Raw genomic sequence first — 24,630 nt, 5'->3', positions numbered from 1 at the left:
ATGTGGTGATTCGGTCGCGTCAACCCAGCCATGCTAACCAGCGACCCCGCCCGTCGCTCGGGGACGCCTCCACACTGTGGCGGCTCTGTGACGGGGGAGGCCGTGCGGTGCGCGGAAACCGGCCGTTCCGAGGTGGCCGATACAGGCCGATACCCTGGGGGTGTGACGTTCCCGGTAGTCGGCATGGTCGGCGGCGGTCAGCTCGCCCGCATGACCCACGAGGCGGGTATCCCCCTCGGCCTGAAATTCAAGCTCCTCAGTGACACCCCTCAGGACTCCGCGGCGCAGGTCGTCGGCGATGTCGTCATCGGCGACTACCGCGACCTCGACACGCTGCGCGAGTTCGCGAGGGGCTGCGACGTGATCACTTTCGATCACGAACACGTACCCACCGAGCATCTACGGGCCCTGGAGGCGGACGGCATCCCCGTGCGTCCGGGGCCCGACGCGCTGGTGCACGCCCAGGACAAGGGCGTCATGCGCGAGAAGCTCACGGAGATCGGCGTGCCGTGTCCACGCCACCGGATCGTGAGGGACGTGGCCGATGTGGCCGCCTTCGCGGCCGAGGGCGACGGCTTCCCCGTGATCCTCAAGACGGTGCGTGGCGGCTATGACGGAAAGGGGGTGTGGTTCGTACGTTCCGTCGAGGACGCCGAAGACCCCTTCCGGGCCGGTGTCCCCGTGCTCGCCGAGGAGAAGGTCGACTTCAAGCGAGAGCTCGCGGCGAACGTCGTCCGCTCGCCGCACGGCCAGGCCGTGGCCTACCCCGTCGTCGAGTCGCAGCAGGTCGACGGCGTCTGCGACACGGTCATCGCACCGGCCCCCGGCCTCTCGGAGGACCTCGCGGGCCAGGCGCAGGAGCTGGCCCTGCGCATCGCGAAGGAACTCGACGTGGTCGGCCACCTGGCGGTCGAGCTCTTCGAGACGCGCGACGGCCGCATCCTGGTGAACGAACTGGCGATGCGCCCGCACAACTCCGGCCACTGGACGCAGGACGGTGCGATCACGTCCCAGTTCGCCAACCACGTCCGTGCGGTCCTCGACCTGCCCCTCGGCGACCCGCGCCCGCGGGCGAAGTGGACGGTCATGGCCAATGTCCTGGGCGGCGACTACCCGGACATGTACCAGGCGTACCTGCACTGCATGGCGCGCGACCCGCAGTTGAAGATCCACATGTACGGCAAGGACGTGAAGCCCGGCCGCAAGGTCGGCCACGTCAACACCTACGGCGACGACCTGGACGACGTGCTGGAGCGCGCGCGTCACGCGGCCGGCTATCTCAGAGGAACGATCACCGAATGACCGCACCTGCAGGACCTGTAGTCGGCATCGTCATGGGCTCGGACTCCGACTGGCCCGTCATGGAGGCCGCCGCCAAGGCGCTCGACGAGTTCGAGATCCCCTACGAGGTCGACGTCGTGTCCGCGCACCGCATGCCGCGCGAGATGGTCGCGTACGGCGAGGAGGCGGCCGACCGCGGGCTCAAGGCGATCATCGCGGGGGCCGGCGGCGCCGCGCACCTGCCGGGCATGCTGGCCTCGGTGACCCCGCTGCCGGTCATCGGCGTGCCCGTACCGCTGAAGTACCTCGACGGCATGGACTCGCTCCTGTCCATCGTGCAGATGCCCGCGGGCGTGCCGGTGGCGACGGTCTCGGTGGGCGGCGCGCGCAACGCGGGCCTCCTCGCGGCACGTATCCTCGCCGCGCACGACCCCGAACTCCTCAGCCGTATGCGGGAGTTCCAGCAGGAGCTGAACGAACAGGCCACGGAGAAGGGCAAGCGCCTCCGTACCAAGGTCGAGGGCGCGGGGTCCGGCTTCGGCTTCGGCTCGGGGAAGTGAGCGAGATGACCGCGCTGGATGACGCCCGTGCTCTCCTCGCCGAGTTCCCGGTGGTCGACGGGCACAACGACCTGCCCTGGGCGCTGCGCGAGAAGGCCGGTTACGACATCGACCGCCTCGACATCGCCGCCGACCAGACGGGCCACCTCCACACGGACATCGCGCGCCTGCGGGCGGGCGGCGTCGGTGCGCAGTTCTGGTCGGTGTACGTCCGCACCGACCTGACGGGCGACGCGGCGGTGAGCGCGACGCTCGAACAGGTCGACTGCGTCGAGCAGTTGCTCGCCCGCTACCCGGCGGACCTGCGGCGCGCGCTGACGGCAGCGGACATGGAGGCGTCGCGGGCGGAGGGCCGTATCGCGTCCCTGATGGGTGCCGAGGGCGGCCACTCCATCAACAACTCCCTCGCGACGCTGCGGGCGTTGCACACGCTGGGCGTCCGCTACATGACGCTGACGCACAACGACAACATCGCGTGGGCGGACTCGGCGACGGACGAGCCCGGCGTCGGCGGTCTGTCCGCCTTCGGCCATGAGGTCGTACGCGAGATGAACCGCAGCGGCATGCTCGTGGACCTCTCCCACGTGGCGGCGACGACGATGCGGGCGGCCCTGGACACCTCCGTGGCGCCGGTGATCTTCTCGCACTCCTCGGCGCGCGCGGTGTGCGACCACCCGCGCAACATCCCGGACGACGTCCTGGAGCGCCTGCCTGCCAACGGCGGCGTCGCGATGGCCACCTTCGTGCCGAAGTTCGTCCTCCAGGCGGCAGTCGACTGGACGGCCGCCGCCGACGAGAACATGCGGGCGCACGGTTTCCACCACCTGGACACGACGCCGGACGCCATGAAGGTCCACGCGGCCTTCGAGGAGTCGACGCCGCGCCCCGTCGCCACCGCCGCGACGGTCGCCGACCACCTCGACCACATGCGCGAGGTGGCGGGCATCGACCACATCGGCATCGGCGGCGACTACGACGGCACGGCGTTCACGCCGGACGGCCTCGACGACGTCGCCGGCTACCCGAACCTGATCGCGGAGCTCCTGACCCGCGGCTGGTCGAAGCCGGACCTGGCCAAGCTGACGTGGCGGAACGCGGTGCGTGTGCTCGGCGCGGCGGAGGACGTGGCGCGGGACGAGCAGTCCCGGCGCGGTCCTTCGAACGCGACGCTCCAGCAGCTGGACGGCTGAGGCGTCGGAGAGACACAAGGGCGGGGCGGCCGGTCGGCCGCCCCGCCCTTCGCGTGCCTCAGCTCACGAGCCCCCGCGCGAAACGCAGCGAGCCGGTGAACACCTTTTCCACCGCTTCGTCGGACGCGCCGTACCAGCCGTGGTCGGCGCCCGGCACCGTACGCAGCTCGACCGCGGCTCCCGCCTCCCGCAGCCGCGCGGCCAGCGCCTCGCTGTGCGTGGCCGGGACCATGGTGTCCTGCTCGCCGTGGACCAGGAGGAAGGGCGGGGCGTCCCGGTGGGCTTGCGCGACGGGGCTGGCCGCGCGGGCACGTTCGGGAACGGATGCGGGGGCCGCGCCGAGCAGCAGGGCCTCCGGGGTCGTGGCGCTGTGCGGGTCGAACGGGCCGCGGGGGGTGGTGAGGTCGCTCGGGGCGTACCAGATCACGGCTCCGGCGGCCCCGACCGCGGGGTCGAGCGCCAGGAGCGAGGCCAGGTGCCCGCCCGCGGACTCGCCCCACACCACGGTCCTCGCGGTGTCGATGCCGAGCTCCGCCGCACGGAGCCCCAGCCAGCGCAACGCGGCCCGCAGGTCGTCCAGCGGGGCGGGGAACTGGGCCTCCCCGCTGAGCCGGTAGTCGGCGCAGGCCACCGCGAAGCCCGCGGCGGCGATGCGGGCGAGCGGCCCCGGAGTCCAGTCCCGGGTGCGCGGTCCCATGTCGTCACGGCGCCCCCGACGCCAGGCGCCCCCGTGCACGAAAAGGACCAGGGGAGCGGGCCCGGTCCCGGCGTCCGGCAGCCAGAGGTCGAGTTCCAGCGGACGGCCGCCGTCGACCTCGGCGTACGGGATGCCACGAAGGGCCCGCGGGTCCGGTGCCGGAAGGGGCGCGACGTCCGGGTGGGGTGCGGCGATCAGCTCCCGCAGAGCCGTGCCTGTGGGGCTCACCGGGTGCGCCACTGGTGCTCGGGCAGGAAGCGCACGTCGTACCGCTCGGGGACGGTGGCGAACTTGTCGGGCGTCGGCACGACCGGCTCGCGCGGCAGACCGAGCCCTTCGGCGGGCGCCCCGAGGGTCTCGAAGAACCGCTCGAAGGTGCCGCCGGGGCCCGCGGCGACGCCGACGACCTGGCTGTGATGACGCTCCATGCGGTAGGCGTGCGGACAGTTCTTGGGCACGAAGCCGAAGTCGCCGGGGGTGAGGAGCTTCTCCAACTGCTCGCCCTCCAGGTCCTCGACGAAGAGGCGGACGGCGCCCTGGGTGACGTAGAAGACCTCGTAGGTGTCGGGGTGCAGGTGGGCCGGGATGACGTTGCCCCTGGGGCCCTCGACGGTGAAGAAGTTGAAGCCGTTCTCGGTCTGCTCGCCGCCCGCGTAGATGGTGATCAGGTCGCCGAACAGATGGGCGCGGTCGCCCTCGCCCTTCTCGATGACGTAGGGCTTGCCCGGTTCGGCGGGGATGCGGGAGGCGCTCCGGTGGCGGGTGGCGTACTCGATCGTCATGGGCTCTCCCGGGGGTGCTGGAAAACGAGGGGAATGTCAGGCAGCCTGACATAGAGTGTCCGTGACGGGCAAGGGGCGATTCCGCGAGCGCGTGGGTCCTCGGCCGCGACGGGCGAGGACGGCGACTCCGTGTGCTCAGAGGCCATCGGCCCCGCGTGCTCAGAGGCCCTCGGCCCCGGTGGGCGAGGGGCGGCCCCGCGTGCCCATAGGCTCTCGGCATGCACGCCACCGGCCGCAATCTCCCGCAACTCCTCGGCGACGCCCGGCGCTGGTTCGAGGATGCGCTCCTCGCGTCCCTGGAGGAGGCGGGGGAGATCCATGTCTCGCCGACCCAGGCGGGCCTCTTCGCCGTACTCGACGAGGACGGCACGACGGTGTCCGAACTGGCCCGCCGCATGGGGGTCACCCGGCAGACCGCGCATCAGGCGGTGCACGGCCTGGTCGCGGCGGGCCTCCTGGAGCAGGTCCCCGACCCCTCCTCCGGTCGGCAGCGGCTGATCCGCCGCACCGCGGAGGGCGAGCGCACGCACCGCAGGGCGGAGCTGCTCCTGCGCCGCGTCGAGCGGGAGCTCGCCGACCGGATCGGCGAGCGGCAGGTGCACGCGCTGCGGGCGGCGCTCGAACTCCCGTGGGGCGACCCGCCGGTTCTCGCCCCGAACTAGGACTCACGCAAAACGCAGCCGCCCTCCCCCTGAGGCAGGGGAAGGGCGGCTGATGCAGACCAGGTACTGCTCCGGGTTACGGCAGGTTGCGGGCCATCACGATCCGCTGGACCTGATTCGTGCCCTCGTAGATCTGCGTGATCTTCGCGTCGCGCATCATGCGCTCGACGGGGTAGTCACGGGTGTAGCCGTAGCCGCCGAGCAGCTGGACGGCGTCCGTGGTGACCTCCATCGCGACGTCCGAGGCGAAGCACTTGGCGGCCGCGCCCTGGAAGGTGAGGTCCGCGTCGCCGCGCTCCGACTTGGCCGCGGCCGCGTACGTCAGCTGACGCGCGGCCTCGATCTTCATGGCCATGTCCGCGAGCATGAACTGCACGCCCTGGAAGTCGCCGATCGGCTTCCCGAACTGCTTGCGCTCCTGGACGTAGCCCTTCGCGTAGTCCAGGGCGCCCTGCGCGATGCCGAGCGCCTGGGCCGCGATCGTGATGCGGGTGTGGTCCAGGGTCTTCATCGCCGTGGCGAAGCCCGTGCCCTCCTCGCCGATCATGCGGTCGGCGGGGATGCGAACGTTGTCGAAGTAGACCTCGCGGGTCGGCGAACCCTTGATGCCGAGCTTCTTCTCCGGGGCGCCGAAGGAGACACCCTCGTCCGACTTCTCGACGACGAAGGCGGAGATGCCCTTCGAGCGCTTGGTCGGGTCGGTCACGGCCATCACCGTGTAGTACTCGGAGACGCCCGCGTTCGTGATCCAGCGCTTCACGCCGTTGAGGACCCAGGAGTCGCCGTCACGGACGGCCCTCGTCTTCATGCCCGCCGCGTCCGAACCGGCGTCCGGCTCGGAGAGGCAGTACGAGAACATGCCCTCGCCCTTGGCGAGCGGCGTCATGTACTTCTTCTTCAGCTCCTCGGACCCGGAGAGGATCACGGGGAGCGAGCCCAGCTTGTTCACGGCCGGGATGAGCGAGGACGAGGCGCAGACGCGGGCCACTTCCTCGATCACGATGACCGTGGCGAGCGCGTCGGCGCCGGTGCCGCCGTAGCTCTCGGGTACGTGCACGGCGTGCAGGTCGGAGGCGACGAGGGCGTCCAGCGCCTCCTGTGGGAAGCGGGCCTCCTCGTCCACCGCCGCGGCGAAGGGCGCGATCTTCGCCTCGGAGAGCGAACGGATCGCGTCGCGGAGCATGTCGTGCTCCTCGGACGGGCGGTACAGGTCGAAATCAGCCGATCCGGCCAAGGTTTCTCACGCTCCAAGGACGCTAATTACCGTTAAGTAACCCAAATTTTAGAGGGCGGCTCACACGAGGGATACGTGAGCTTGCCGACAACGGGCAGTCGGCGGGTGGCGATGGCGGAAACGTGCCCGGTCAAGGGCCCGACTATGCTCGGGCACCGCACTGACGGCCGTAGACCCCTGGAGCACCGCATGGCCCTCAAGATCACCGTGATCGGCACCGGCTACCTCGGTGCGACGCACGCCGCGGCCATGGCCGAGCTCGGGTTCGAGGTGCTCGGCCTCGACGTCGTGCCCGAGAAGATCGAGATGCTGCAGCGGGGCGAGGTCCCCATGTACGAGCCCGGCCTGGAGGAGCTGCTGCGCAAGCACGTCGCCGGGATCGTGGGCTCCAGCGGGCGGCTGCGCTTCACCATGGACTTCGCCGAGGTCGCGGCCTTCGGTGATGTGCACTTCGTCTGCGTGAACACCCCGCAGAAGCACGGCGAGTACGCGTGCGACATGAGCTACGTCGACAGCGCCTTCGCGCAGCTCGCCCCGCATCTGACGCGGCCCGCGCTGGTCGTCGGCAAGTCGACCGTGCCGGTCGGCTCGGCGGACCGCCTCGCGCGCGAGCTGGCCGCGAACGCTCCGGCGGGCGCGGAGGCCGAGCTGGCGTGGAACCCGGAATTCCTCCGTGAGGGCTTCGCGGTGAAGGACACGCTGCACCCGGACCGCATCGTCGTCGGCGTCCGCAGCGCGCACGCCGAGAAGCTGCTCCGCGAGGTGTACGCGGGGCCGATCGGCGAGGGTTCGCCCTTCGTCGTCACGGACTTCCCGACCTCCGAGCTGGTGAAGACCGCGGCCAACTCCTTCCTCGCCACGAAGATCTCGTTCATCAACGCGATGGCCGAGGTGTGCGAGGCCGCGGGCGGCGACGTGGTGAAGCTGGCGGAGGCGCTCGGCTACGACGACCGGATCGGCAAGAAGTTCCTGCGGGCCGGGATCGGCTTCGGGGGAGGCTGCCTGCCGAAGGACATCCGGGCGTTCATGGCACGGGCGGGCGAACTGGGCGCGGACCAGGCGCTGACCTTCCTCCGCGAGATCGACTCCATCAACATGCGCCGGCGCGGGCAGATGGTGGAGATGGCGCGCGAGGCGCTGGGCGGCGGGTCCTTCCTCGGCAAGCGGGTCGCGGTCCTCGGTGCCACGTTCAAGCCGGACTCGGACGACGTACGTGACTCGCCCGCGCTGAACGTCGCCGGGCAGATCCACCTCCAGGGCGGCCAGGTCACCGTGTACGACCCCAAGGGGATGGAGAACGCGGCCAGGCTCTTCCCGACGCTGGCGTACGCGGAGTCGGCCGTGGAGGCGGTGCGGGGCGCGGACGTCGTGCTGCACCTGACCGAGTGGCGCGAGTTCCGCGAGCTTGACCCGGCGACGCTGGGCGAGGTGGCCACGGACCGACTGATCCTGGACGGCCGCAACGCACTGGACCCGACGGTATGGCGCGCGGCCGGCTGGACCTACAGGGCGATGGGCCGCCCCTCGGCCTGAGGGGCCGCGCGGCGGGCGGTGCGTAGTCGGAGGCTTCGTGCGGCGCGCGTCCGCGCTCCTGGTACCGGCAGCGTCCGCCTGCCGCGCTCCGAGCCCCTTCGGCCTTCGCTTGCCGCGTTCCGAGGCCCGCAGTCCTTGCCTGCCGCGTTCCGAGGGCTCGCGCGGCGTGCGGTCCGCGGTCCGAGCACCGGCAGCTTCCGCCTGCACGGTCCAAGCGTCGGTAGCCTTCGCAGGCCGTGCTCCGAGGCCCGCGGCCTTCGCCTGCCGCGTTCCGAGGGCTCGCGCGGCGTGCGGTCCGCGGTCCGAGCACCGGCAGCTTCCGCCTGCGGTCCAAGCGTCGGCAGCCTTCGTAGGCCGTGCTCCGAGGCCCGCAGCCTTCGCCTGCCGCGCTCCGAGGGCTCGCGCGGCGCGCGTCCGTGCTCCTAGTACCGGCAGCTTGCGCCTGCCGCGCTCCGAGCCCCCTCGGCCTTCGCTTGCCGCGCTCCGAGGTCCTCACCCCCCGCCCCCCGCACCCTTCCGCGCCCGGTACGCGCGCATCTTCGCGCGGGCGCCGCACACCCCCATGTCGCACCATCGGCTTCGCCCGGCCGGGCTTCGGTCGTAGTACGCCCAGTGGCAGTCCGGGGCCTCGCACGCCTTGAGGCGGTTCCATGTGCCGGCGGCCGTTGCTTCGGCGATGGCTGCCGCCACCTGTGACACCAGTGGGGACGGGTCGGCGGGGGTGAGCCACGCCGACCCGTCGTCGGCGGAGATGGCCACCAACAGCGGGGCCCTGGAAAGGAGTTGACCCAGCGGCGGTGCGACCGCGTGCGGTCCGTGACTCGCGTGGGCGAGGCACGCCACCCGCAGCGACTCCCGCAGTTCCCGTGCCGCCACCACCTCCGCGCCCGGCGCGAGGCCGAAGGGCCCGCGCCCCTCCGCCGTGTCCAGCGCGTCCGCGCCCGTCTCCACGTCCAGGGTGTTCACCAGCGCCTGGATCAGCGCCAGGCCCCCGGGAGCGGGTGCTCTGTCATTCATGCTTGCGACGTTACCTCCATTGGGGCACCATGCAGTAACCGTTACTGCTAGAACTCACCTACCGGTAACCAACCCGAGGAGACCACCATGCCCCTCGCCAAACTCGGCATCGTCGTGCTCGACTGTCCCGACCCCCTCGCCCTCGCCACGTTCTACGCGGCCGTACTCGGCGGCACCCCCAAGAGCGAGGGCTGGGTGACCCTCCAAGTCCCCGGCGGCACGACGCTCGCCTTCCAGGCCGCCCCCGGTCACGTACCGCCGCAGTGGCCCGAGGCCACGCGCTCGCAGCAGTTCCATCTCGACCTCGATGTGGAGCGGGCGCAGTTGGACGCCGTCGAGAAGGAGGTGCTCGCGCTCGGTGCCACCGCGCTCGACACGCAGGACCGCGAGCGCGACTTCCGCGTGTACGCCGACCCGGCCGGGCACCCGTTCTGTCTCTGCGCCTGCTGAGGGCCCCGGAGCCAAGACGAGAGAAGACCAGGAGGGAACGTCCATGACCGCCACCCCACCGCCCGACGCGCAGGCGCCCGACACGCCAACGCCCGTCGGACGCCTGCGCAACGTCGTCCTCGACTGCCCGGACCCCGGGCAACTCGCCGCGTTCTACCGCCACTTGACCGGCGGTGAGATCGAGACCGAGGACGCGGGGGACTGGGTCACCCTCCACCCGCCCGGCGGCCCGCGCCTCTGCTTCCAGGCGGCACCCGGCCACCGCCCGCCCGACTGGCCGCGGGCGGAGGCAGGCTCCCAGCAGGTCCACCTCGACATCGACGTGGGCCCGGCCGTCCAGGACATCGAGCGGGCCCAGGAACACGTACTCGGCCTGGGTGCCAAGCCGCTCGACGTCGACGACGACAACGGCGAGCGCGACTTCCGCGTCTACGCCGATCCGGCAGGGCATCCCTTCTGCCTCTGCCGGATCCCAAGGGCGCCAAGGGCCTGAGGGGGGGCAACGTCAGCCGGCCGCCTGCTGCCGACGCCTCTCCCGCGCCGCACGTGCCGCGAAGTCCACGCCCCGCAGCACCCGTTGGACGTTGCCCCACGTCAGGCGGGCGAGGTCGTCGTCGGACCAGTCGCGCTCCATGAGCTCGGCGACGAGGTGCGGATAGCGCGAGGTGTCGGCAAGGCCCTCGGGGTGCGCGGCCGGGGTGTCGTACGTCCCCGAGAGGCCCACGCACTCCGGGCCCGCGACACGGCGCACGTGGTCGAGGTGGTCCGCGACCTCGCTGACCGAGGCACCCGTCTGCTCGGCCGCCAGGGGCACCAGGCACAGGCCCTTGGCGGCGCCGAGCGCGGCGAGCAGGTCGTCCGAGAGATTCGCCGGGGCGTCCCGCAGCGCGCGGGCTCCCGAGCGGGTGAACAGGACGGGCGCCCTGGAGACGGTGATCACCCGCCGCGCCGTGGCCTCGGAGGCGCCGGTCAGTTCGGCGAGGACGCCGAGCCTGTTGAGCTCCCGCACCACTTCCTCGCCGAACGGGGTGAGACCCTCGGGGCCCGCCCAGGACGTGCCGGACAGCGTGAGCGAACACAGGCCGAGGGTGTGCAGGGCGCGCAGGGTGGCGAGCGAGTCACCGATCGCCTCGGCGCGAGCCGGGCCGATCAGGGCGGCGATGCGGCCGCAGTGCCGGGCGTCGGCCACCTCGGACGCGGTGTGGGCCAGGCGCAGCCCCTCGGAGTGACGGCCGACGACGTGCTTGACGAGGTCGAGCTGTTCGAGGGTCGCGCCGAGGACCTGATCGCCGGTGATGCTCTCCGGGACGTGCAGCGACCAGAACTGCGCCCCCACGCCGCCCGCGCGCAGCCGCGGCACGTCGGCGTCCACGGCGCTGTCGCCCAGCTCCAGGTCGTACCAGGGCAGTGCGCGCAGTGCCCACGGCAGTCCGCTGTAGCCGTCGGCCACGGGATGCGCGGCGAGCAGCGCGCGGGCACGCCGCAGCGGGTCCGGCGCGGGCGGTCCCGACGCGGACGCGGGCGGTACCGGCTCCGGCGCGGGTGGTCCCTGCTCGGATATGGGCGGGGGCTCGGGGGACCGCACGGGGGGTCGGTCAAGCTCTCCGGCTTCGGCGGTGGTGTCGAGTTCGGCCTGCAGATCTGCCATGGCGGGGCTCCGGGCTCCGGGCTTCTGGGTGGGTCCGATCCACCGTGACACGCGGGAGCCGCGGCTTCGCGGCGGGCGAAGCGTTCGGGGTACGGGAGGGCCGCGGCGGTACGCGAAGGGGCCCCGCCGATCGTCCGGCGGGGCCCCTTCGACGTGCCCGGGAGACGGCTCAGCCGCCCGAGAAGGCTCAGCCGCCCGAGACGGTGACCTTCTCGTCGTTGTTCAGCTGCTCCACCATCTGCTTGACCTTGGCCTTGTCCCACAGGAGGTTGCCGCCGGTGGAGCCCGCGAGCGGCATGTTCATGGACTTGCCGTCGCCGCCGGTCACGCCCTTCATCGCCCAGAACATGGAGGCCACGTCGAACAGGCCCATGTCCTTGTCGACGATCAGCGTGTCCAGGCCCGCGCCCATCGTGGGGTAGAGCTTGAAGGGGTTCATGACCGTGCCCGGCGTCGCCGCCTGGTTGGCCAGGGCCGCGAGGAACTTCTGCTGGTTCTTCGTGCGGTCCAGGTCGCTGCCCGGCAGGGCGTAACGCGTACGGACGAAGGCCAGGGCCTGCTTGCCGTCGAGGGTCTGCTTGCCCGCCTCGAAGTCGGCGCCGGACTTCTCGTCCTTGAAGCCCTTGGGGATGTCCATCTCGACGCCGCCGACCGCGTCCACGATCTTGGCGAAGCCGCCGAAGCCGATCTCGGCGTAGTGGTCGATCCTGAGGCCGGTGTTGTACTCGACGGTGCGCACGAGCAGCTCGGGGCCGTCCTCCGCGTACGCCGCGTTGAGCTTCGTCTGGCGGCCCTGGTTCGGGTAGAGCTTGCCGGACTCGGCGCCCTTGAACGACGGGATCGTCACGTTCGAGTCGCGGGGCAGCGAGATCATCGTGTTCCCGCCGTCGTCCGCGACGTGCAGGATCATCATCGAGTCCGTGCGCTTGCCCGCGGCCGAGCCCGTGTGGAGGTCCTTCTTGTCCTGGTCGGACATGCCCTCGCGGCTGTCGGAGCCGACGATCAGGTAGTTCGTGCCGTCGCCGCCGTCGGGGCGCTCGATGACCTTGGAGAGGTCGACCTCGCGCTTGAGCTTCGAGTCGGCCCAGAAGTACGTGCCGATCGAGACGGCGAGCAGCACCACGACGAGGGTGATCGAGCCGATCTTGATGCGGCGCCGCCAGTTCGGGGCGGGACGGGGCGCGCGGGTGCCGTACCCGTCGTCGCCGCCCCGGCCGCCCTGGCCCTGGCCCGGACCGTTCGGGGAGCCGTAGACCTGACCGGTGTTGTAGCCGCTGTCGTAGCCCTCCTGACGGGGGCTGCGGGGCTCGAACATGTCGTCGCGGGCGTCGCCGTACGGCCGGCCGTATCCGTCGTCGTACGGCTGCTGCTGCGGCACGCCTCCTGCCTGCTGCTGGCCGGGTCGGCCGGACGGGCCGCCGCGCTGGACATGCCGCATCCTGCGGGCGCCCTCAGGCTGCGTGTTCCCGCTGCCACGGCCGTACGCGCGGCCGTTGCCCTGGTCGTCAGGCCAATCGCTCATGTGGCTCAGTGTGCCGTCTCCGCCCTCGTGCCTCACAGGGCAGGCGTGATTTCGGTTCAGGGCTGTTGCAGAGCTGATGCAAAGCGGCCCGGCGCGGGCCCGGCGTACGCCAGACATAGGGTGGAGTGCATGACAGACCTGGCCCCTGGCACGGAATCGGAGATTCCGGGCAAGCCGACCTCGGCATCCCGCACGACACTCAGCCACATCATGACCCACGGCGACACCAACCTCCTCGGCACGGTGCACGGCGGGGTGATCATGAAACTGGTGGACGACGCGGCGGGGGCCGTCGCGGGACGGCACTCGGGCGGGCCCGCGGTCACCGCGTCCATGGACGAGATGGCCTTCCTGGAGCCGGTGCGGGTCGGGGACCTCGTCCACGTGAAGGCGCAGGTGAACTGGACGGGCCGCAGCTCCATGGAGGTCGGCGTCCGGGTCCTGGCCGAGCGCTGGAACGAGTCGACGCCCGCGCAGCAGGTGGGCTCGGCCTACCTCGTCTTCGCCGCCGTCGACGCGGACGGAAAGCCGCGGGGCGTGCCTCCGGTGCTCCCGGAGACCGAGCGGGACCGCCGCCGGTACCAGGAAGCGCAGATCCGGCGCACGCACCGCCTCGCACGGCGCCGGGCCATCAAGGAGCTGCGCCGGGCGCGCGCCGCGGAGGGCCTGGACGACTGAGCGCCGGGCGCGGGGGCCGCACAGGCGGCCTGTGGGCCGACAGCGCCATCAGCACTGTCAGCGCCGTCAGCTCTTCTGGCACACCACCTGGTCACCGGTCACGGCGCCGAACTCACCCTGGTAGGCGTCCTCCGCCCGCACCGGCCTGACCAGCTTGAAGTCCTGGCCAGCGAGCACCTTCAGGGTCGCGCCCTGTCCGTTCACCGCCTTCATCTGGCAGCCGGGCAACGCCGTGGCCAGGGACTTCGCCGAGCGGTCCCAGCGCGGGTCGTACGCGACGATGGTGCGCTTCAGCGGCATGCCGGGCACGTTGGCCGGCACGTTTCCGGGGGTCCGCGTCGTGCGGAAGCCGGTGGCCCGCAGCCCGTTGTCGACCCGCTTGCCCAGGCCCGGGATGCCCGTGGCGTTGTCGACCTGCACCCGGATCTGCTGCGGCGAGACGTCGACGATGGCCTTGCGCCGGAGGTTGTGCGCGGCGAGGGGCCGGTCGTCGCGCAGCGCCTGGAAGAGCTTCGCGGACCTGACCGGGTCCCACTTCAGCGTCGACCCGATGCCGGGCACAAGCACGCCCTTGCTGCGCAGCGGCACGGTGGTGAACTCCGACGACTTCGGCGAGAAGCCGCGCATCGCCCTGCCCAGGGCGAGCATCTCGTTCGTGCCGAAGCCCTTGTCGGCCCGGACCGAGCCGAGCAGCGTCCTGGACACGTCCCGGAACTTCAGCGGGTTGAGCAGCACCCCGCTGCCGGTCGCCTTCGAGATCAGCGCCGCGAGGAACCGCTGCTGGCGCTGCATCCTCCCCAGGTCGGACGACCCGTCGACGTGCCGCGTGCGGACGTACTGCAGGGCCGCGCCACCGTTCAGCCGGTGCGTGCCGACGGGCAGGTTGAGCCCGGTGTAGGAGTCCCTCAGGGGGCGCGACGTGCAGATCTCGACGCCGCCGAGGACGTCCACGGTCTTCATGAAGCTGGTGAAGTCGACCTCCAGATAGTGGTCGATCTTGACCTTCGTCATGTTCTCGACGGTCCGCACGGTGAGGTTGGGGCCGCCCTCCGCGTACGCCGCGTTCAGCTTGACCGGATGCGCCTTGTGCCGGTCGCCGGAGTTCCGGTCGACGTGCTCGGGCATCTCGGCGTAACTGTCCCGGGGCAGGCTCACGACGCTGGCGCGGTCCCGGTCCTCCGAGATGTGCACGATCATGATCGTGTCCGTGCAGTGGCAGGGCGCTCCGCCGAGGCGGTACTTCTCCTTGTCCGCCGGTGTGATCTTGTCCCGGCCGTCGGTGCCGACGAGCAGGACGTTCATGCCGTTGCCGCCCTTGGGCCGGTTCTTCATGTCCTTGAAGGCGTCGACCCGCGCGATCTCGGTGTCGAGGCTGGTGACGACGCCGTGCCCGATCCCGGCCGCCGCGAGCACCGTCAGGGAGAACCCCGTCGCCACCCTCATGACCCACCGCGGCCGCCTGCGCTGCTTGACCTGCCGCCCCGCGGGCTGCTGCGCCGGCTGCCTCGCACGAGGCGGACGCTGTCCACGCGGGGGCGGTGTGGGGTAGCGGCGGGGCGGTGTGGGCACGTGGGGGGACACCTCCGCGGTGACGGGCCTGTCCGGACGGGTAGGTGGAAGGACTCGTGAGGGGCCGGGGAATGCGAGAACCGTAGGCCCATACGATCTGCGACCCGGGGCAGCAGGCCGGGCGGCGCGCGCCCGTGTCCCCCATTCGCGGTAACGTGGCGCCGATGAACGCGACGCCCGACGAGCAGCTTCCTGCCGTATCCGTGATCATGCCGGTGCTCAACGAGGAACGGCATCTGCGTGCTGCCGTCACCGCCATCCTTGAGCAGGAGTACGACGGTGAGATGGAGGTCGTCGTCGCGCTTGGTCCCTCCACGGACCGCACGAACGAGATCGCCGCCGAACTGGTCGCCGAGACCGCGGGCAACCGCGCGAAGGTGCAGACCGTCCCGAACCCCACGGGCCGCACGCCCGCCGCCCTGAACGCCGCCATCAAGGCGTCGAGCCACCCGATCGTGGTGCGCGTGGACGGCCACGGCATCCTCTCGCCCGGCTACATCGCGACGGCCGTACGCCTCCTGGAGGAGACCGGCGCGCAGAACGTCGGCGGCATCATGCACGCCGAGGGCGAGAACGACTGGGAGCACGCGGTCGCCGCCGCCATGACGTCGAAGATCGGCGTGGGCAACGCGGCCTTCCACACCGGTGGCGCCGCCCAGCGGGCGGAGACCGTCTACCTCGGCGTCTTCCGCCGCGCGGCCCTCGAACAGCAGGGCGGATACAACGAGGAGTTCATCCGTGCCCAGGACTGGGAGCTGAACTTCCGCATCCGTGAGGCGGGCGGCCTCATCTGGTTCTCGCCGGAGCTGAAGGTGCAGTACCGCCCGCGGCCCAGCGTGAAGGCGCTCGCCAAGCAGTACAAGGACTACGGCCGCTGGCGGCACGTCGTCGCCCGGTACCACGAGGGCTCCATCAACCTGCGCTACCTCGCGCCGCCGACCGCGGTCTGCGCGATCGCGGCGGGCGTCGTGGTGGGCGCCCTGGTCACGCCCTGGGGCTTCGTCGTCCCCGCGGGCTACCTCGCGGCGATCACGGCCGGCTCACTGCCGGCGGGCAAGGGCCTGCCGCTGAAGGCGCGCCTGCAGATCCCGGTGGCCCTCGCGACCATGCACATGTCGTGGGGCTGGGGCTTCCTGACCAGCCCGCGCTCCCTCGCCAAGAGGGTCATCGCCTCCCGGCGTCCGGCGGTCCTCAGCGAGGCCTAGCAGCCGGAAAGACCCGGCCCATCACTTGTGGGCCGGGTCTCGTCATGTCCGGGCGGACCTCACTTCCAGGTGAAGTCCGGGTCCACGTGCATGCACGCCTTCTTGTCCGAGCCGTTGAGCGCGTCGGCCGAGTCCGGCGTCTTGTCGTTCTGCTTCGACTTGGGGGGCGTGTTCCCCTCCCGCCAGTCGGCGCCGACGACCAGGGTGACCCCGGAGACGTCCGTCGACTTCTTCACCGAACTCAGCTTCATCCCGAGGGACTTGGCGATTCGCTGCGCGTCGCCCTCCAGCTCGGCGCTGGGGAACGTGACGACGGTCTTCTCCTGAGCGAGCACCGTCGTCGTGTCGGCCGCCGCCTTGGCGAAGCCCTTGCCCGCGAGGATCTGCGTGACCGCGTTGGCGCGCCCGCTGACCGGCGGCTCGACGTCCGTGCGGGTGCCGTTCCGCACCTGCACGGCGATCTCGTCGTCCGCCGCCGCCGGGTCGTCCGAGAGCTTCTCCTCGGCGGGCTTCTTCTTGCCCTTGCCGTCCAGCGCGATGTCGTCGCGTACGAGACGGAAGAGCTGTTCGGCGTCGCCCGGCTTCGGGATGACGCGCGCGCCCACGTACTCGAACGGCATGGTCGTCATCGTGGTGCGCTCCGGCGAGACCTTCTTGAGCTCGTTGCTCAGGTCGTAGAGCTTCTTCACGGTGCCGAGGCCGTCGTCGACCTTGAGCGCGCTGGTGGCCGTCTCGGCGAGCCTGCGCAGCTTGTTGGGGCTGCTCAGATTGGCGTTGTTCCGCAACTCGCGCACCAGCGAATTCATGTACATGTGCTGGGCCTTGGCGCGGCTGATGTCGGTGCCGCCGTCGAAACCGTAGCGGGTGCGCAGCCACTGCAGGGCCTGCTCGCCCTGGATGGCGGTGGTGCCCTTCTCCAGCTTCAGGCCGGAGCCGTGGCCCTGGCTGTCGCGCGAGTGGATGTTGGCGTCCACGCAGACCGGTACGCCGCCGATGGCGTCGGCCATGGAGACCACACCCGCGAAGTCGACCTCCATGAAGTGGTCGATGTGGATGTTGGTGAGCTTCTCCCAGGTGGCGACCGTGCAGCCGGGGCCGCCGCGACCGAGCGTCTGGTTCGTCATCGTCCGCTGCGTGGACGCCTCGTAGACCTTGCCGTCGTCCGGGTCGGTGCACTTGGGGATGTCCAGGAGCGTGTCGCGCGGCATGCTGATGACCGACATGTTCGTGCGGTCGGCCGACAGGTGAAGCAGCATCTGGACGTCGGCGAGCGGCGTGCCGCCGAAGGTCTCCTTGGCTCCGCCGAGCTTCTGGTTCGCCTTGGAGTCCCGTGCGTCCGAACCGATGAGCAGGATGTTCAGCGGGGTCTGACCGGCCGCGTTGGGCGTGGGCTCGGGGGCCCGGTGCTCGCCGAGGGTCAGGTCGTCGGTCTCCAGGTTGTCGTTCAGGTGCTGGTACCAGAGGTATCCGGCGCCGGCCGTGCCGAGGATCAGCACCGACAGGATCGTCGCCGACCAGCGGAGTATCCGGCGTCTCGGACGCGGAGCCCGGCCGCCACCACCCCCACGGCCGCGCCCGCGGTGCCCGCCGTCCGCCGAGGGCTCCCCTCCCTCGTGCGACGGGCCTCCTTCCTGGCCATGATCACTTGCGTGCGGGGCGCGTGGTCGCGCCCCCTCCCCACGCACGCTGCTTTTCCCCATCCCCTGTCCCTCCCCGCGCTACCCCGAAATACGGCCATCCTGCGCCTTGTGAGACGCAGAACGGCCGCTTCAGGTCACTTGGCGCACACAGTCTTGTCCGCTTCGACCTTCTGAATGCCCTCCGGCGCCTTCGACGGGGCACTGATCGGCACCCCGGCCCCCTTGAAGTCGCTGCCGAGCGTCAGCTTGATGGCCGGGAGCCCCTGCGAGTTCTTCTCGCTCTTCCCGGGCTTCATCGCGGAGCCGGAGAGCCCCATGACGTCGGCGAGCCGCCGGGCCTGGTCGGCCTGGTCGGGCGCGTACTCCAGCGTCGTCTTCTTGAGGTCGGACGGCGCGTTGCCGAGCTGGCTGGCCTTGGACATGCCCTCAGTGTTCTGCAAGTACGTGAGAGTTGCCTGAGCGGCGCCGGTCTTCCCGCTGCCGTTGTAGATGTTGACCCGCACATCGGCGGCGGTGGACTTCTCGCCCTTGAGCCGGGCGGCGACCGCTGCCTTCTCCTTCTTCTCCTTCTTCTTCACCGCGGTCAGCGACTCGTCGGCGCGCATCATGGCGAACAGCGGGTCGGCCTTGGCCTCGTTCACGACGACCGTCGTGTGGACCTTCTCCGCCGGGTTGTCGACCACGGGCACGGTGGCGAAGCTGAGGTTCTTCATGTCGAGCTTGCCGAGCTCCATGCCCAGGTCACGGAGTTTCATGATGTCCGCGATCTTGGAGTCGACGGTCAGCGCCTCGGTGCCCGCCTCGGCCAGCTTTATCATCTTCGACGGGCTGGTCAGCGTGTCGTTCGACTTGAGCTTGCGCATCAGCGAGCTGAGGAACTGCTGCTGCAGCTCGATGCGGCTCAAGTCGCCGCCGGTGCCCACGGAGTGGCGCGTACGCACGAACGCGAGCGCCTCCTCGCCCTCGATGGTGTGCTTGCCCGCGGGCAGCTTCAGATGCGAGTCCGGGTCGTCGATGTCCTTGGCCAGACAGACGTCGACGCCGCCGACCGCGCTGGAGAGCGTCTTGACCGCGTTGAAGTCGGCCACCATGAAGTGGTCCGGCACTATCCCGGTGATCTTCGTGACCGTACGCATGGTGCAGCTGGGCGTGCGCTCGCTCTGACCGAGGCTCTCGTTGAAGCGGGCGCCCTGCGATCCCCGGATCGTCTTCTTGCTGCCGTCCTCCATCGTGGTCGGGCAGTCCGGAATGTCCGTGATCATGTCGCGCGGGATGCTCAACGCGGTGGCGTTCGTGCGGTCCTTGGAGACGTGCAGCAGGATCGTCGTGTCGGCGTGGCCGACGCTCCCCTTGTCGCCGTACTTCTCGTTGCCCTCGCCGCTGCGCTTGTCCGTGCCCATCACCAGGATGTTGATGGCACGGTCCTTGCTGAAGCCGCCGGTGCTCGCGCCGTCGGCATTGATCGAGCTGATGTTGTCGTTGAGGTGCTGGTAGTAGACGTACCCGCCGACACCCACCGCGACCAGGACGAAGGCGAGCGAGCCGCCCGTCCACATCAGGGCCTTCTTGCCCTTGGTCTTCTTCGGCTTCTGCTTGCGCCGCCCGCCCGCGGCCTCCGGCTGCGGTGCCCGCCTTCTGCGCTGCGGCGGCACATCGCGCTGCTCGTCAGGGCGCTCCCCGCGTCGGCCATCGCGGCCGCGCGTTCCCTGGCGTGGCGTGGACCGCGGTGATCTGCGCGGTCCGGGCACTGGCGACTGCCCAGCGGAAGGGCTCAGTCGCAGTTCGTAATCGCCGGTGTTCGGGTTGAGCACCCACTGGTCTGCGGGGTCGATGTTCTCCGCCCGCCCACGGCCTTGCGCGTCCACGGTTGTCTGCGTCCTCCGTCGGGGCCACGCGGCGCCATTCCCCCCTCAAGAAAGGCGCTCGGTCAGTCGTCCAGCGGTGCGCGGCCACGAAGGGCCAGGCGCACCGGATCGCTCACACTATCCGGCCAGTTCGGCGTCGAACGACGCCGGTGACAAATTCCACTCCCCTACAACTGGGCAATCCGCCCCATTTCTTTGTGCGGGCGGTCTTGCGCTTGAGGATGTGTTTACTCGCAGGTCGTCCCGGCTGCCGTGTTGCCGCGGAAAGTGGGGTCGGGGCTCGGCGTGCGGGAGGGGTCGGCGGCCTGCTCGCCGCGGGGGTCGGAGTCGGGCTCCTCGCGCGTCACTTGGAGGGGTGCGTCCGTTCGGAGTCGCGTGAAGAGTTCGTCCGCCGCCGGCTCGACGAGTTCATCCCGATTGGCGTCGTAGGCATACGACCGCCGGGGCGCCGTGAGGAACTGCACCTGTTCTGTGGGGATGTTGCGCATGCCGCGCACCAGTTCGTACAAACCACGCAAACTCGCAAGCGCGGGGTCCGTCGTCAGCGAAGAAGTGGCCGCGTCGAGAACCGGATAGAGCTTCGCCGGATTGAGCAGGACGTCATTGCTCTGCACCTTGTTGACGAGCGCCGCCAGGAACTGCTGCTGGCGGTCCATCCGGTCGGTGTCACTGCCGTTGCCGATGCTTTTGCGGGCCCGCACGTAGCCGAGCGCCTGTTCGCCGTTGAGGATCTGCTTTCCCGCGGCGATCTTCAGATGGGCGTCGCGGTCGTTGATGGGCGCCCTGAGGCAGACCTGTACGCCGTCGACCGCGTCGACCATGTCCTTGAACCCGGCGAAGTCCACCACCATGTGATGGTCGACGCGGATCTTCGTCATCTTCTCGACCGTACGAATGGTGCAGGCCGTCCCGCCGAACTCGTAGGCCCAGTTGAACTGGGCGAACTGCGCCCGCGTCCGCGAACCGTCGCTCTTGCGGCAGCGCGGGATGTCCACCATCACGTCCCGCGGGATCGACACCGCGGTGGCGCTGCGCCGGTCCGCCGCGAGGTGCAGCAGGATCGTGGTGTCGGAGCGCTGGGTGCCCGGATCGCGGCCGTACTTCTTGTTGCCCCGTCCGGAGCGGGTGTCCGAGCCGATCAGGAGAATGTTCTGCGCGCCGTTCACCAGCGCCGTCGGGCGCTCCTTCTCGTACCGGGCGAGCTCCGCCGCGGCGTCGGTGTCCTTGGTGATGTTGCCGTCGAGCTTCTTGTAGACCGCCCACCCCGCGCCCCCGGCCGCCAGGACGAGCCCGGCGGCCCCCACCGCCGTCCAGCGCAGCCAGCGCCGTCTGCGCCGGGCGATGCCCTCGCCGGTGGGGCTTGAGCCCGCGCCGGGTGCGTACGTGGCCGACGGCTCAGGCGGGCCGCCGTCCGCGTCCGGGCGCTCCGGTCCGGCGGGCGTGCCTGCGGTGTCGGACACGTGTACGGCCACCCCTCATCGCGACGTCGGTGCATGGTGCGCTCCTATGACCATGGACCGACGTGACGCCGGTGGCCTGCGGGCCAGGGGCGTGGGTGGGCCGAACGGGGGAGGGGAGGGGGCACCCGGCCGGGTGCGCTACTTGACGGTGGCCGTGACCCGCTCGTCCTCGATCCGCTTCGCCAGACCCGCCTCCGCGAGCTGGTCGAGATGGCGGCAGAGCACCACCGAGCCGCCCGCAGCCAGCGGGGCGTACAGACCGGAGCCGAGGCCCTCCCAGCTGTCGTACGAAAGACCCGAGAGGAGTCGCGAGCCGGGCGTGAGCCCCAGCGCGGCGGCGTCGGCGCGGGCCCGCTCCACCAGCTCCGCACCCGTCAGCTCACCGGCCCCGGCGACGGCGAGGGCGGGCTCCGCCGGATCCACGGGCGCGTACGGCACGAAGCGGTCGCCCTGGCTCGGCACCTCGACCGCGTAGTCCACGAAGCCTTCGGGGGGCTGCGGGAAGCGACCGCCCAGCGGCCGGAGCGCGAGCGCGACCCGCTCCCCGGAGCAGGCGCGCGCCGCGTCGAGCGAGTCGGGCCCGCTGACGACGAGGTCGGCGCCGGCCGGGTCGCCGCCCACGTCCGCGACGACGCCGACGGACGAACAGGCGAGCAGCCAGACTGCCGTCTGCCAGTGCGCGGGCAGCAGCAGGGCGAGCCGGTCACCGGGCTGGGCGGCGAGATCGTCCTGGAGCAGATTGGCGGTCTTGGCCACCCAATTGGCGAAGGTGGCCACGGACAATTCGACGCGCTCGCCCGTGGCGTCGTCGTAGAAGGTGATGAGCGGGCGGCCCGGGTCCGCGGCGAGCGCGGATCGCAGCAGGTCGGCAGGGGTGCGGTCGGTGGCGTTCACGGGCGCAAGGGTACGCGCGTGCTCTGGTGGCCCGGGCGTGGCGGGGGAGCGGCAGGCACCGGTTCGGCGGACATGAACCGACGGACCGTCAATTCCCCAATGGACAGATCTGTCCGACTATGCCAACTATCAGTTGTATGCGTGGATTTCTAGCTTCCTCGATCGGCGTCACGTGCGCGGCCGCCCTGGCCCTCCCTCTGACCCTGCCGTCGTCCGGCGCCCGCGCCGCGACCCCGGCCGCGGAGTCGCCCGCCGGGCCCTCCGCGGAATCGGTGCCGGGCAGCACCCAGTCACTCCCGCTCACCCCATTCGGCTCCGACCGCTCGGCGAGCGGCGGAGCCTCCGTCGAACAAGGCCTGCTCCAGCGCGAGGTCCGCCCCTTCTCCCTGGTGGGCGTCGTCTGGGACGACCCGGACGACGAACTGCACGGCAGCGTCCAGGTCCGCACCCGGGCGAGCGGCACAAGCACCTGGTCCGGCTGGCAGCCCGTGGACACCCACAACCACGAGCACGCCGCCGACCCGGACGACCCGGAGCGGACCTCGGGCCGGGTCCGCGGCTCCACGGCACCGCTGTGGGTCGGCGACTCGGACGGCGTCGAGATCCGGGTACGGGGCGAGGCGGCGCAGCACCGCGGAGCCGCACCGTCCGCCGTGGCACAGGCCCTGCCGACGGGCCTGCGTCTCGAACTCGTCGACCCCGGAGCCGAGCCGCCCCCACAGGGCCCCGCGCCCAAGGGCGCCGGCTCCACGGCCCTGACCGCCGAGACGGCCGCCTCCTCGGCGGTCAACGCCGACCTCGCCCCGCTCGGCGCCGACGTCATCCCGGCGCTAGGCAAGAAGGAGACGGAGTCCGACCTCATCGCGGCGCGCGGCGGCCCGGAGGAAGCCGCGGGCCAGGCCAGGCCCTACGTGGGGCCGCGGCCGCGGATCACCACGCGCAAGGGCTGGGGCGCGAACGAGAGGCTCCGCGAGAAGAACTTCGCGTACACGAAGACCGTCAAGGCCGCCTTCGTGCACCACAGCGCCTCCGGCAACAACTACCGCTGCTCACAGACCGGATCCGTGCTGCGCAGCATCTACCGCTACCACGTCAAGAGCAGCGGCTGGCGTGACATCGGCTACAACTTCGCGGTCGACAAGTGCGGAAACATCTATGAAGGGCGTGCCGGAGGTGTGGCCAAGCCCGTCCTCGGGGCCCACACTCTCGGTTTCAACAGCAACAGCATGGGCATCGCCGTCATCGGCAGCTTCGGGTCCTCCAGGCCGCCCGCGGCCTCGGTGAAGGCCATCGCCCGGCTGACCGCGTGGAAGCTCGGCCTGTACGGCGCGAATCCGCGCGGAAAGACATACCTGAGGTCCGGGGGAGGGAATCTGTACAAGAAAGGCAGCAAGGTCCGGCTCCATGTGATCTCCGGACACCGGGACGGTTTCGCCACGGAATGCCCCGGTAGCCGCCTGTATCAGAAGCTGGGCAAGGCCCGTTCCACCTCGGCCCGCTACCAGGGCCGCTGAGTCCGCTCCCGTACCACGAAGCACACCGCACGACCCGCACAGCGCACTGCACGATCTGCAAAGCCATCTGCATACACTGGCCGGCCGCGACTCAAGTTCGGCCGGCCCCAGCAGGAAGCAGAGACGACAGGTGACAGAAGCGATCCTCCTGGTCGGCGGCAAGGGCACCCGGCTTCGTCCGCTCACGGTGCACACGCCCAAGCCGATGGTCCCGGCGGCGGGCGTGCCGTTCCTCACCCACCAGCTGGCGCGGGCCCGCGCGGCGGGCGTGGAGCACATCGTCCTGGCGACCTCGTACCTCGCCGAGGTCTTCGAGCCGTACTTCGGGGACGGCTCGGCGCTCGGTCTCCACATCGAGTACGTCACGGAGACCGAGCCCCTCGGCACGGGCGGCGCGATCCGCAACGTGGCGTCGCGCCTGCGCTCGGGACCCGACGAGCCGGTCCTGATCTTCAACGGCGACATCCTCACCGGCCTGGACATCCCCGCCCTCGTCTCCACGCACGAGGAATCGGGGGCGGACGTCTCCCTGCACCTCACGAAGGTCACGGACCCCCGTGCGTACGGCCTCGTGCCGACCGACGCGACGGGCAGGGTGCAGGCCTTCCTGGAGAAGCCGCAGACGCCCGAGGAGATCGTCACCGACCAGATCAACGCGGGCGCGTACGTGTTCCGCCGCTCGGTCATCGACACCATCCCGGTGGGCCGCCCCGTGTCGGTCGAGCGCGAGACGTTCCCCGACCTGCTCGCCTCCGGGGCCCACCTCCAGGGCATGGTCGACTCGACGTACTGGCTGGACCTGGGCACACCCCAGGCCTTCGTCCGCGGCTCGGCCGACCTGGTGCTCGGCCGTGCCCCCTCCCCGGCGGTCCCGGGGCGTTGCGGCGACAGCCTGGTCCTGCCGACCGCCACGGTGGCCCCGGACGCGAAGCTCACCGGCGGCACGGTGGTCGGCGAGCACGCGGTGATCGGCGAGGGCGCACGGGTGGACGGCAGCACGGTCCTGGCGGGCGCGGTCATCGAACCGAACGCGGTCGTCACGGACTCGCTGATCGGCGCGGGCGCGAGGGTGGGCGCACGCACGGTCCTCGCGGGCTCGGTGATCGGCGACGGCGCGGACGTCGGCGCCGACAACGAACTGCGCGACGGCGTACGGGTGTGGTGCGGGGCGGGGCTGCCGGCGGGGGCGGTCAGGTTCTCCTCGGACCAGTGATTGTCAGCCGGTCCGG

The 24,630-nt window shown here is 71.0% G+C and carries 22 protein-coding genes; 11 read left to right on the top strand and 11 right to left on the bottom strand.

Annotated elements, in window-relative coordinates; genetic code table 11:
• Positions 1–183: 183 nt before the first annotated feature.
• From ACWGIH_RS35995 to ACWGIH_RS35985, 3 genes are read left to right on the top strand one after another with little or no spacing between them, the layout of a single operon-like run.
• Positions 184–1,302, top strand: coding sequence for a 5-(carboxyamino)imidazole ribonucleotide synthase (locus ACWGIH_RS35995; RefSeq protein ID WP_453449139.1), 1,119 nt, complete (start codon positions 184–186; stop codon positions 1,300–1,302).
• Positions 1,299–1,841, top strand: a complete 543-nt coding sequence (gene purE, locus ACWGIH_RS35990; RefSeq protein WP_453449097.1) for a 5-(carboxyamino)imidazole ribonucleotide mutase — start codon at positions 1,299–1,301, stop codon at positions 1,839–1,841. Before ACWGIH_RS35995 ends, purE begins: the two co-directional genes overlap by 4 nt.
• Before the next feature lie 5 nt (positions 1,842–1,846).
• Entirely contained in the window at positions 1,847–3,031 is a 1,185-nt protein-coding gene (locus tag ACWGIH_RS35985; protein WP_453449098.1) for a dipeptidase, read from the top strand.
• A 58-nt stretch (positions 3,032–3,089) separates the two neighbouring features.
• Here ACWGIH_RS35985 and ACWGIH_RS35980 read toward each other — a convergent pair whose 3' ends face one another.
• The gene (locus tag ACWGIH_RS35980) at positions 3,090–3,956 is read right to left on the bottom strand and encodes an alpha/beta hydrolase fold domain-containing protein (RefSeq protein WP_453449099.1); all 867 of its coding nucleotides are present in this window, start codon (positions 3,954–3,956) and stop codon (positions 3,090–3,092) included.
• Complete coding sequence (locus tag ACWGIH_RS35975; RefSeq protein ID WP_453449100.1) at positions 3,953–4,510, bottom strand: quercetin 2,3-dioxygenase; 558 nt, start codon at positions 4,508–4,510, stop codon at positions 3,953–3,955. Before ACWGIH_RS35975 ends, ACWGIH_RS35980 begins: the two co-directional genes overlap by 4 nt.
• 218 nt (positions 4,511–4,728) lie before the next feature.
• Here ACWGIH_RS35975 and ACWGIH_RS35970 point away from each other — a divergent pair, with 218 nt between their 5' ends.
• Positions 4,729–5,172, top strand: a complete 444-nt coding sequence (locus tag ACWGIH_RS35970; RefSeq protein WP_453449101.1) for a MarR family winged helix-turn-helix transcriptional regulator — start codon at positions 4,729–4,731, stop codon at positions 5,170–5,172.
• 76 nt (positions 5,173–5,248) lie between these two features.
• Here ACWGIH_RS35970 and ACWGIH_RS35965 read toward each other — a convergent pair whose 3' ends face one another.
• Positions 5,249–6,406 (bottom strand): acyl-CoA dehydrogenase, encoded by a 1,158-nt coding sequence (locus ACWGIH_RS35965; protein ID WP_453449102.1) that lies wholly within the window; start codon positions 6,404–6,406, stop codon positions 5,249–5,251.
• 189 nt (positions 6,407–6,595) lie between these two features.
• Between ACWGIH_RS35965 and ACWGIH_RS35960 the strand changes: the two genes are divergently transcribed.
• Complete coding sequence (locus ACWGIH_RS35960; RefSeq protein WP_453449103.1) at positions 6,596–7,939, top strand: UDP-glucose dehydrogenase family protein; 1,344 nt, start codon at positions 6,596–6,598, stop codon at positions 7,937–7,939.
• 492 nt (positions 7,940–8,431) lie between these two features.
• Here the strand turns inward: ACWGIH_RS35960 and ACWGIH_RS35955 are convergent, their stop codons facing one another.
• A complete protein-coding gene (locus ACWGIH_RS35955) occupies positions 8,432–8,956 on the bottom strand; it encodes a CGNR zinc finger domain-containing protein (protein WP_453449104.1) in 525 nt (174 codons plus the stop codon).
• Positions 8,957–9,043: 87 nt separating this feature from the next.
• Between ACWGIH_RS35955 and ACWGIH_RS35950 the strand changes: the two genes are divergently transcribed.
• Positions 9,044–9,406: a VOC family protein gene (locus tag ACWGIH_RS35950; RefSeq protein ID WP_453449105.1), complete on the top strand. Its 363-nt coding sequence runs from the start codon at positions 9,044–9,046 to the stop codon at positions 9,404–9,406.
• A 43-nt stretch (positions 9,407–9,449) separates the two neighbouring features.
• The gene (locus tag ACWGIH_RS35945; protein ID WP_453449106.1) at positions 9,450–9,899 is read left to right on the top strand and encodes a VOC family protein; all 450 of its coding nucleotides are present in this window, start codon (positions 9,450–9,452) and stop codon (positions 9,897–9,899) included.
• A 12-nt stretch (positions 9,900–9,911) separates the two neighbouring features.
• Here ACWGIH_RS35945 and ACWGIH_RS35940 read toward each other — a convergent pair whose 3' ends face one another.
• The gene (locus ACWGIH_RS35940) at positions 9,912–11,054 is read right to left on the bottom strand and encodes a dipeptidase (RefSeq protein WP_453449107.1); all 1,143 of its coding nucleotides are present in this window, start codon (positions 11,052–11,054) and stop codon (positions 9,912–9,914) included.
• A gap of 187 nt (positions 11,055–11,241) precedes the next feature.
• Entirely contained in the window at positions 11,242–12,576 is a 1,335-nt protein-coding gene (locus tag ACWGIH_RS35935; RefSeq protein ID WP_453449109.1) for an LCP family protein, read from the bottom strand.
• A 129-nt stretch (positions 12,577–12,705) separates the two neighbouring features.
• Here ACWGIH_RS35935 and ACWGIH_RS35930 point away from each other — a divergent pair, with 129 nt between their 5' ends.
• Positions 12,706–13,254: an acyl-CoA thioesterase gene (locus tag ACWGIH_RS35930; protein ID WP_453449110.1), complete on the top strand. Its 549-nt coding sequence runs from the start codon at positions 12,706–12,708 to the stop codon at positions 13,252–13,254.
• 66 nt (positions 13,255–13,320) lie between these two features.
• Here ACWGIH_RS35930 and ACWGIH_RS35925 read toward each other — a convergent pair whose 3' ends face one another.
• On the bottom strand, positions 13,321–14,823 hold the full coding sequence (locus tag ACWGIH_RS35925; RefSeq protein WP_453449111.1) for an LCP family protein: 1,503 nt from the start codon (positions 14,821–14,823) through the stop codon (positions 13,321–13,323).
• Between the two features lie 164 nt (positions 14,824–14,987).
• Between ACWGIH_RS35925 and ACWGIH_RS35920 the strand changes: the two genes are divergently transcribed.
• Entirely contained in the window at positions 14,988–16,028 is a 1,041-nt protein-coding gene (locus ACWGIH_RS35920) for a glycosyltransferase family 2 protein (RefSeq protein ID WP_453449112.1), read from the top strand.
• 59 nt (positions 16,029–16,087) lie between these two features.
• Here ACWGIH_RS35920 and ACWGIH_RS35915 read toward each other — a convergent pair whose 3' ends face one another.
• The 4 genes from ACWGIH_RS35915 to ACWGIH_RS35900 all read right to left on the bottom strand — a co-directional run bounded on the left by ACWGIH_RS35915 (position 16,088) and on the right by ACWGIH_RS35900 (position 21,887).
• Positions 16,088–17,728, bottom strand: a complete 1,641-nt coding sequence (locus ACWGIH_RS35915) for an LCP family protein (RefSeq protein ID WP_453449113.1) — start codon at positions 17,726–17,728, stop codon at positions 16,088–16,090.
• A 74-nt stretch (positions 17,729–17,802) separates the two neighbouring features.
• Entirely contained in the window at positions 17,803–19,533 is a 1,731-nt protein-coding gene (locus ACWGIH_RS35910) for an LCP family protein (RefSeq protein WP_453449114.1), read from the bottom strand.
• A 227-nt stretch (positions 19,534–19,760) separates the two neighbouring features.
• Positions 19,761–20,993 carry an LCP family protein gene (locus tag ACWGIH_RS35905; RefSeq protein WP_453449115.1) on the bottom strand — a complete coding sequence of 411 codons (1,233 nt, stop codon included), beginning with the start codon at positions 20,991–20,993 and terminating at the stop codon, positions 19,761–19,763.
• A 138-nt stretch (positions 20,994–21,131) separates the two neighbouring features.
• Positions 21,132–21,887: a TIGR03089 family protein gene (locus tag ACWGIH_RS35900; RefSeq protein ID WP_453449116.1), complete on the bottom strand. Its 756-nt coding sequence runs from the start codon at positions 21,885–21,887 to the stop codon at positions 21,132–21,134.
• A 137-nt stretch (positions 21,888–22,024) separates the two neighbouring features.
• Here ACWGIH_RS35900 and ACWGIH_RS35895 point away from each other — a divergent pair, with 137 nt between their 5' ends.
• Both ACWGIH_RS35895 and ACWGIH_RS35890 read left to right on the top strand, forming a co-directional pair.
• Positions 22,025–23,401: an N-acetylmuramoyl-L-alanine amidase gene (locus ACWGIH_RS35895; RefSeq protein WP_453449117.1), complete on the top strand. Its 1,377-nt coding sequence runs from the start codon at positions 22,025–22,027 to the stop codon at positions 23,399–23,401.
• 130 nt (positions 23,402–23,531) lie between these two features.
• On the top strand, positions 23,532–24,614 hold the full coding sequence (locus tag ACWGIH_RS35890; RefSeq protein WP_453449118.1) for a sugar phosphate nucleotidyltransferase: 1,083 nt from the start codon (positions 23,532–23,534) through the stop codon (positions 24,612–24,614).
• Positions 24,615–24,630 lie beyond the last annotated feature (16 nt).

It is taken from the genome of Streptomyces sp. NPDC054872 (genome assembly GCF_053610705.1).
Note: the sequence above shows the minus strand (reverse complement) of the source record. Positions and strands in the feature narration are given on the sequence as shown.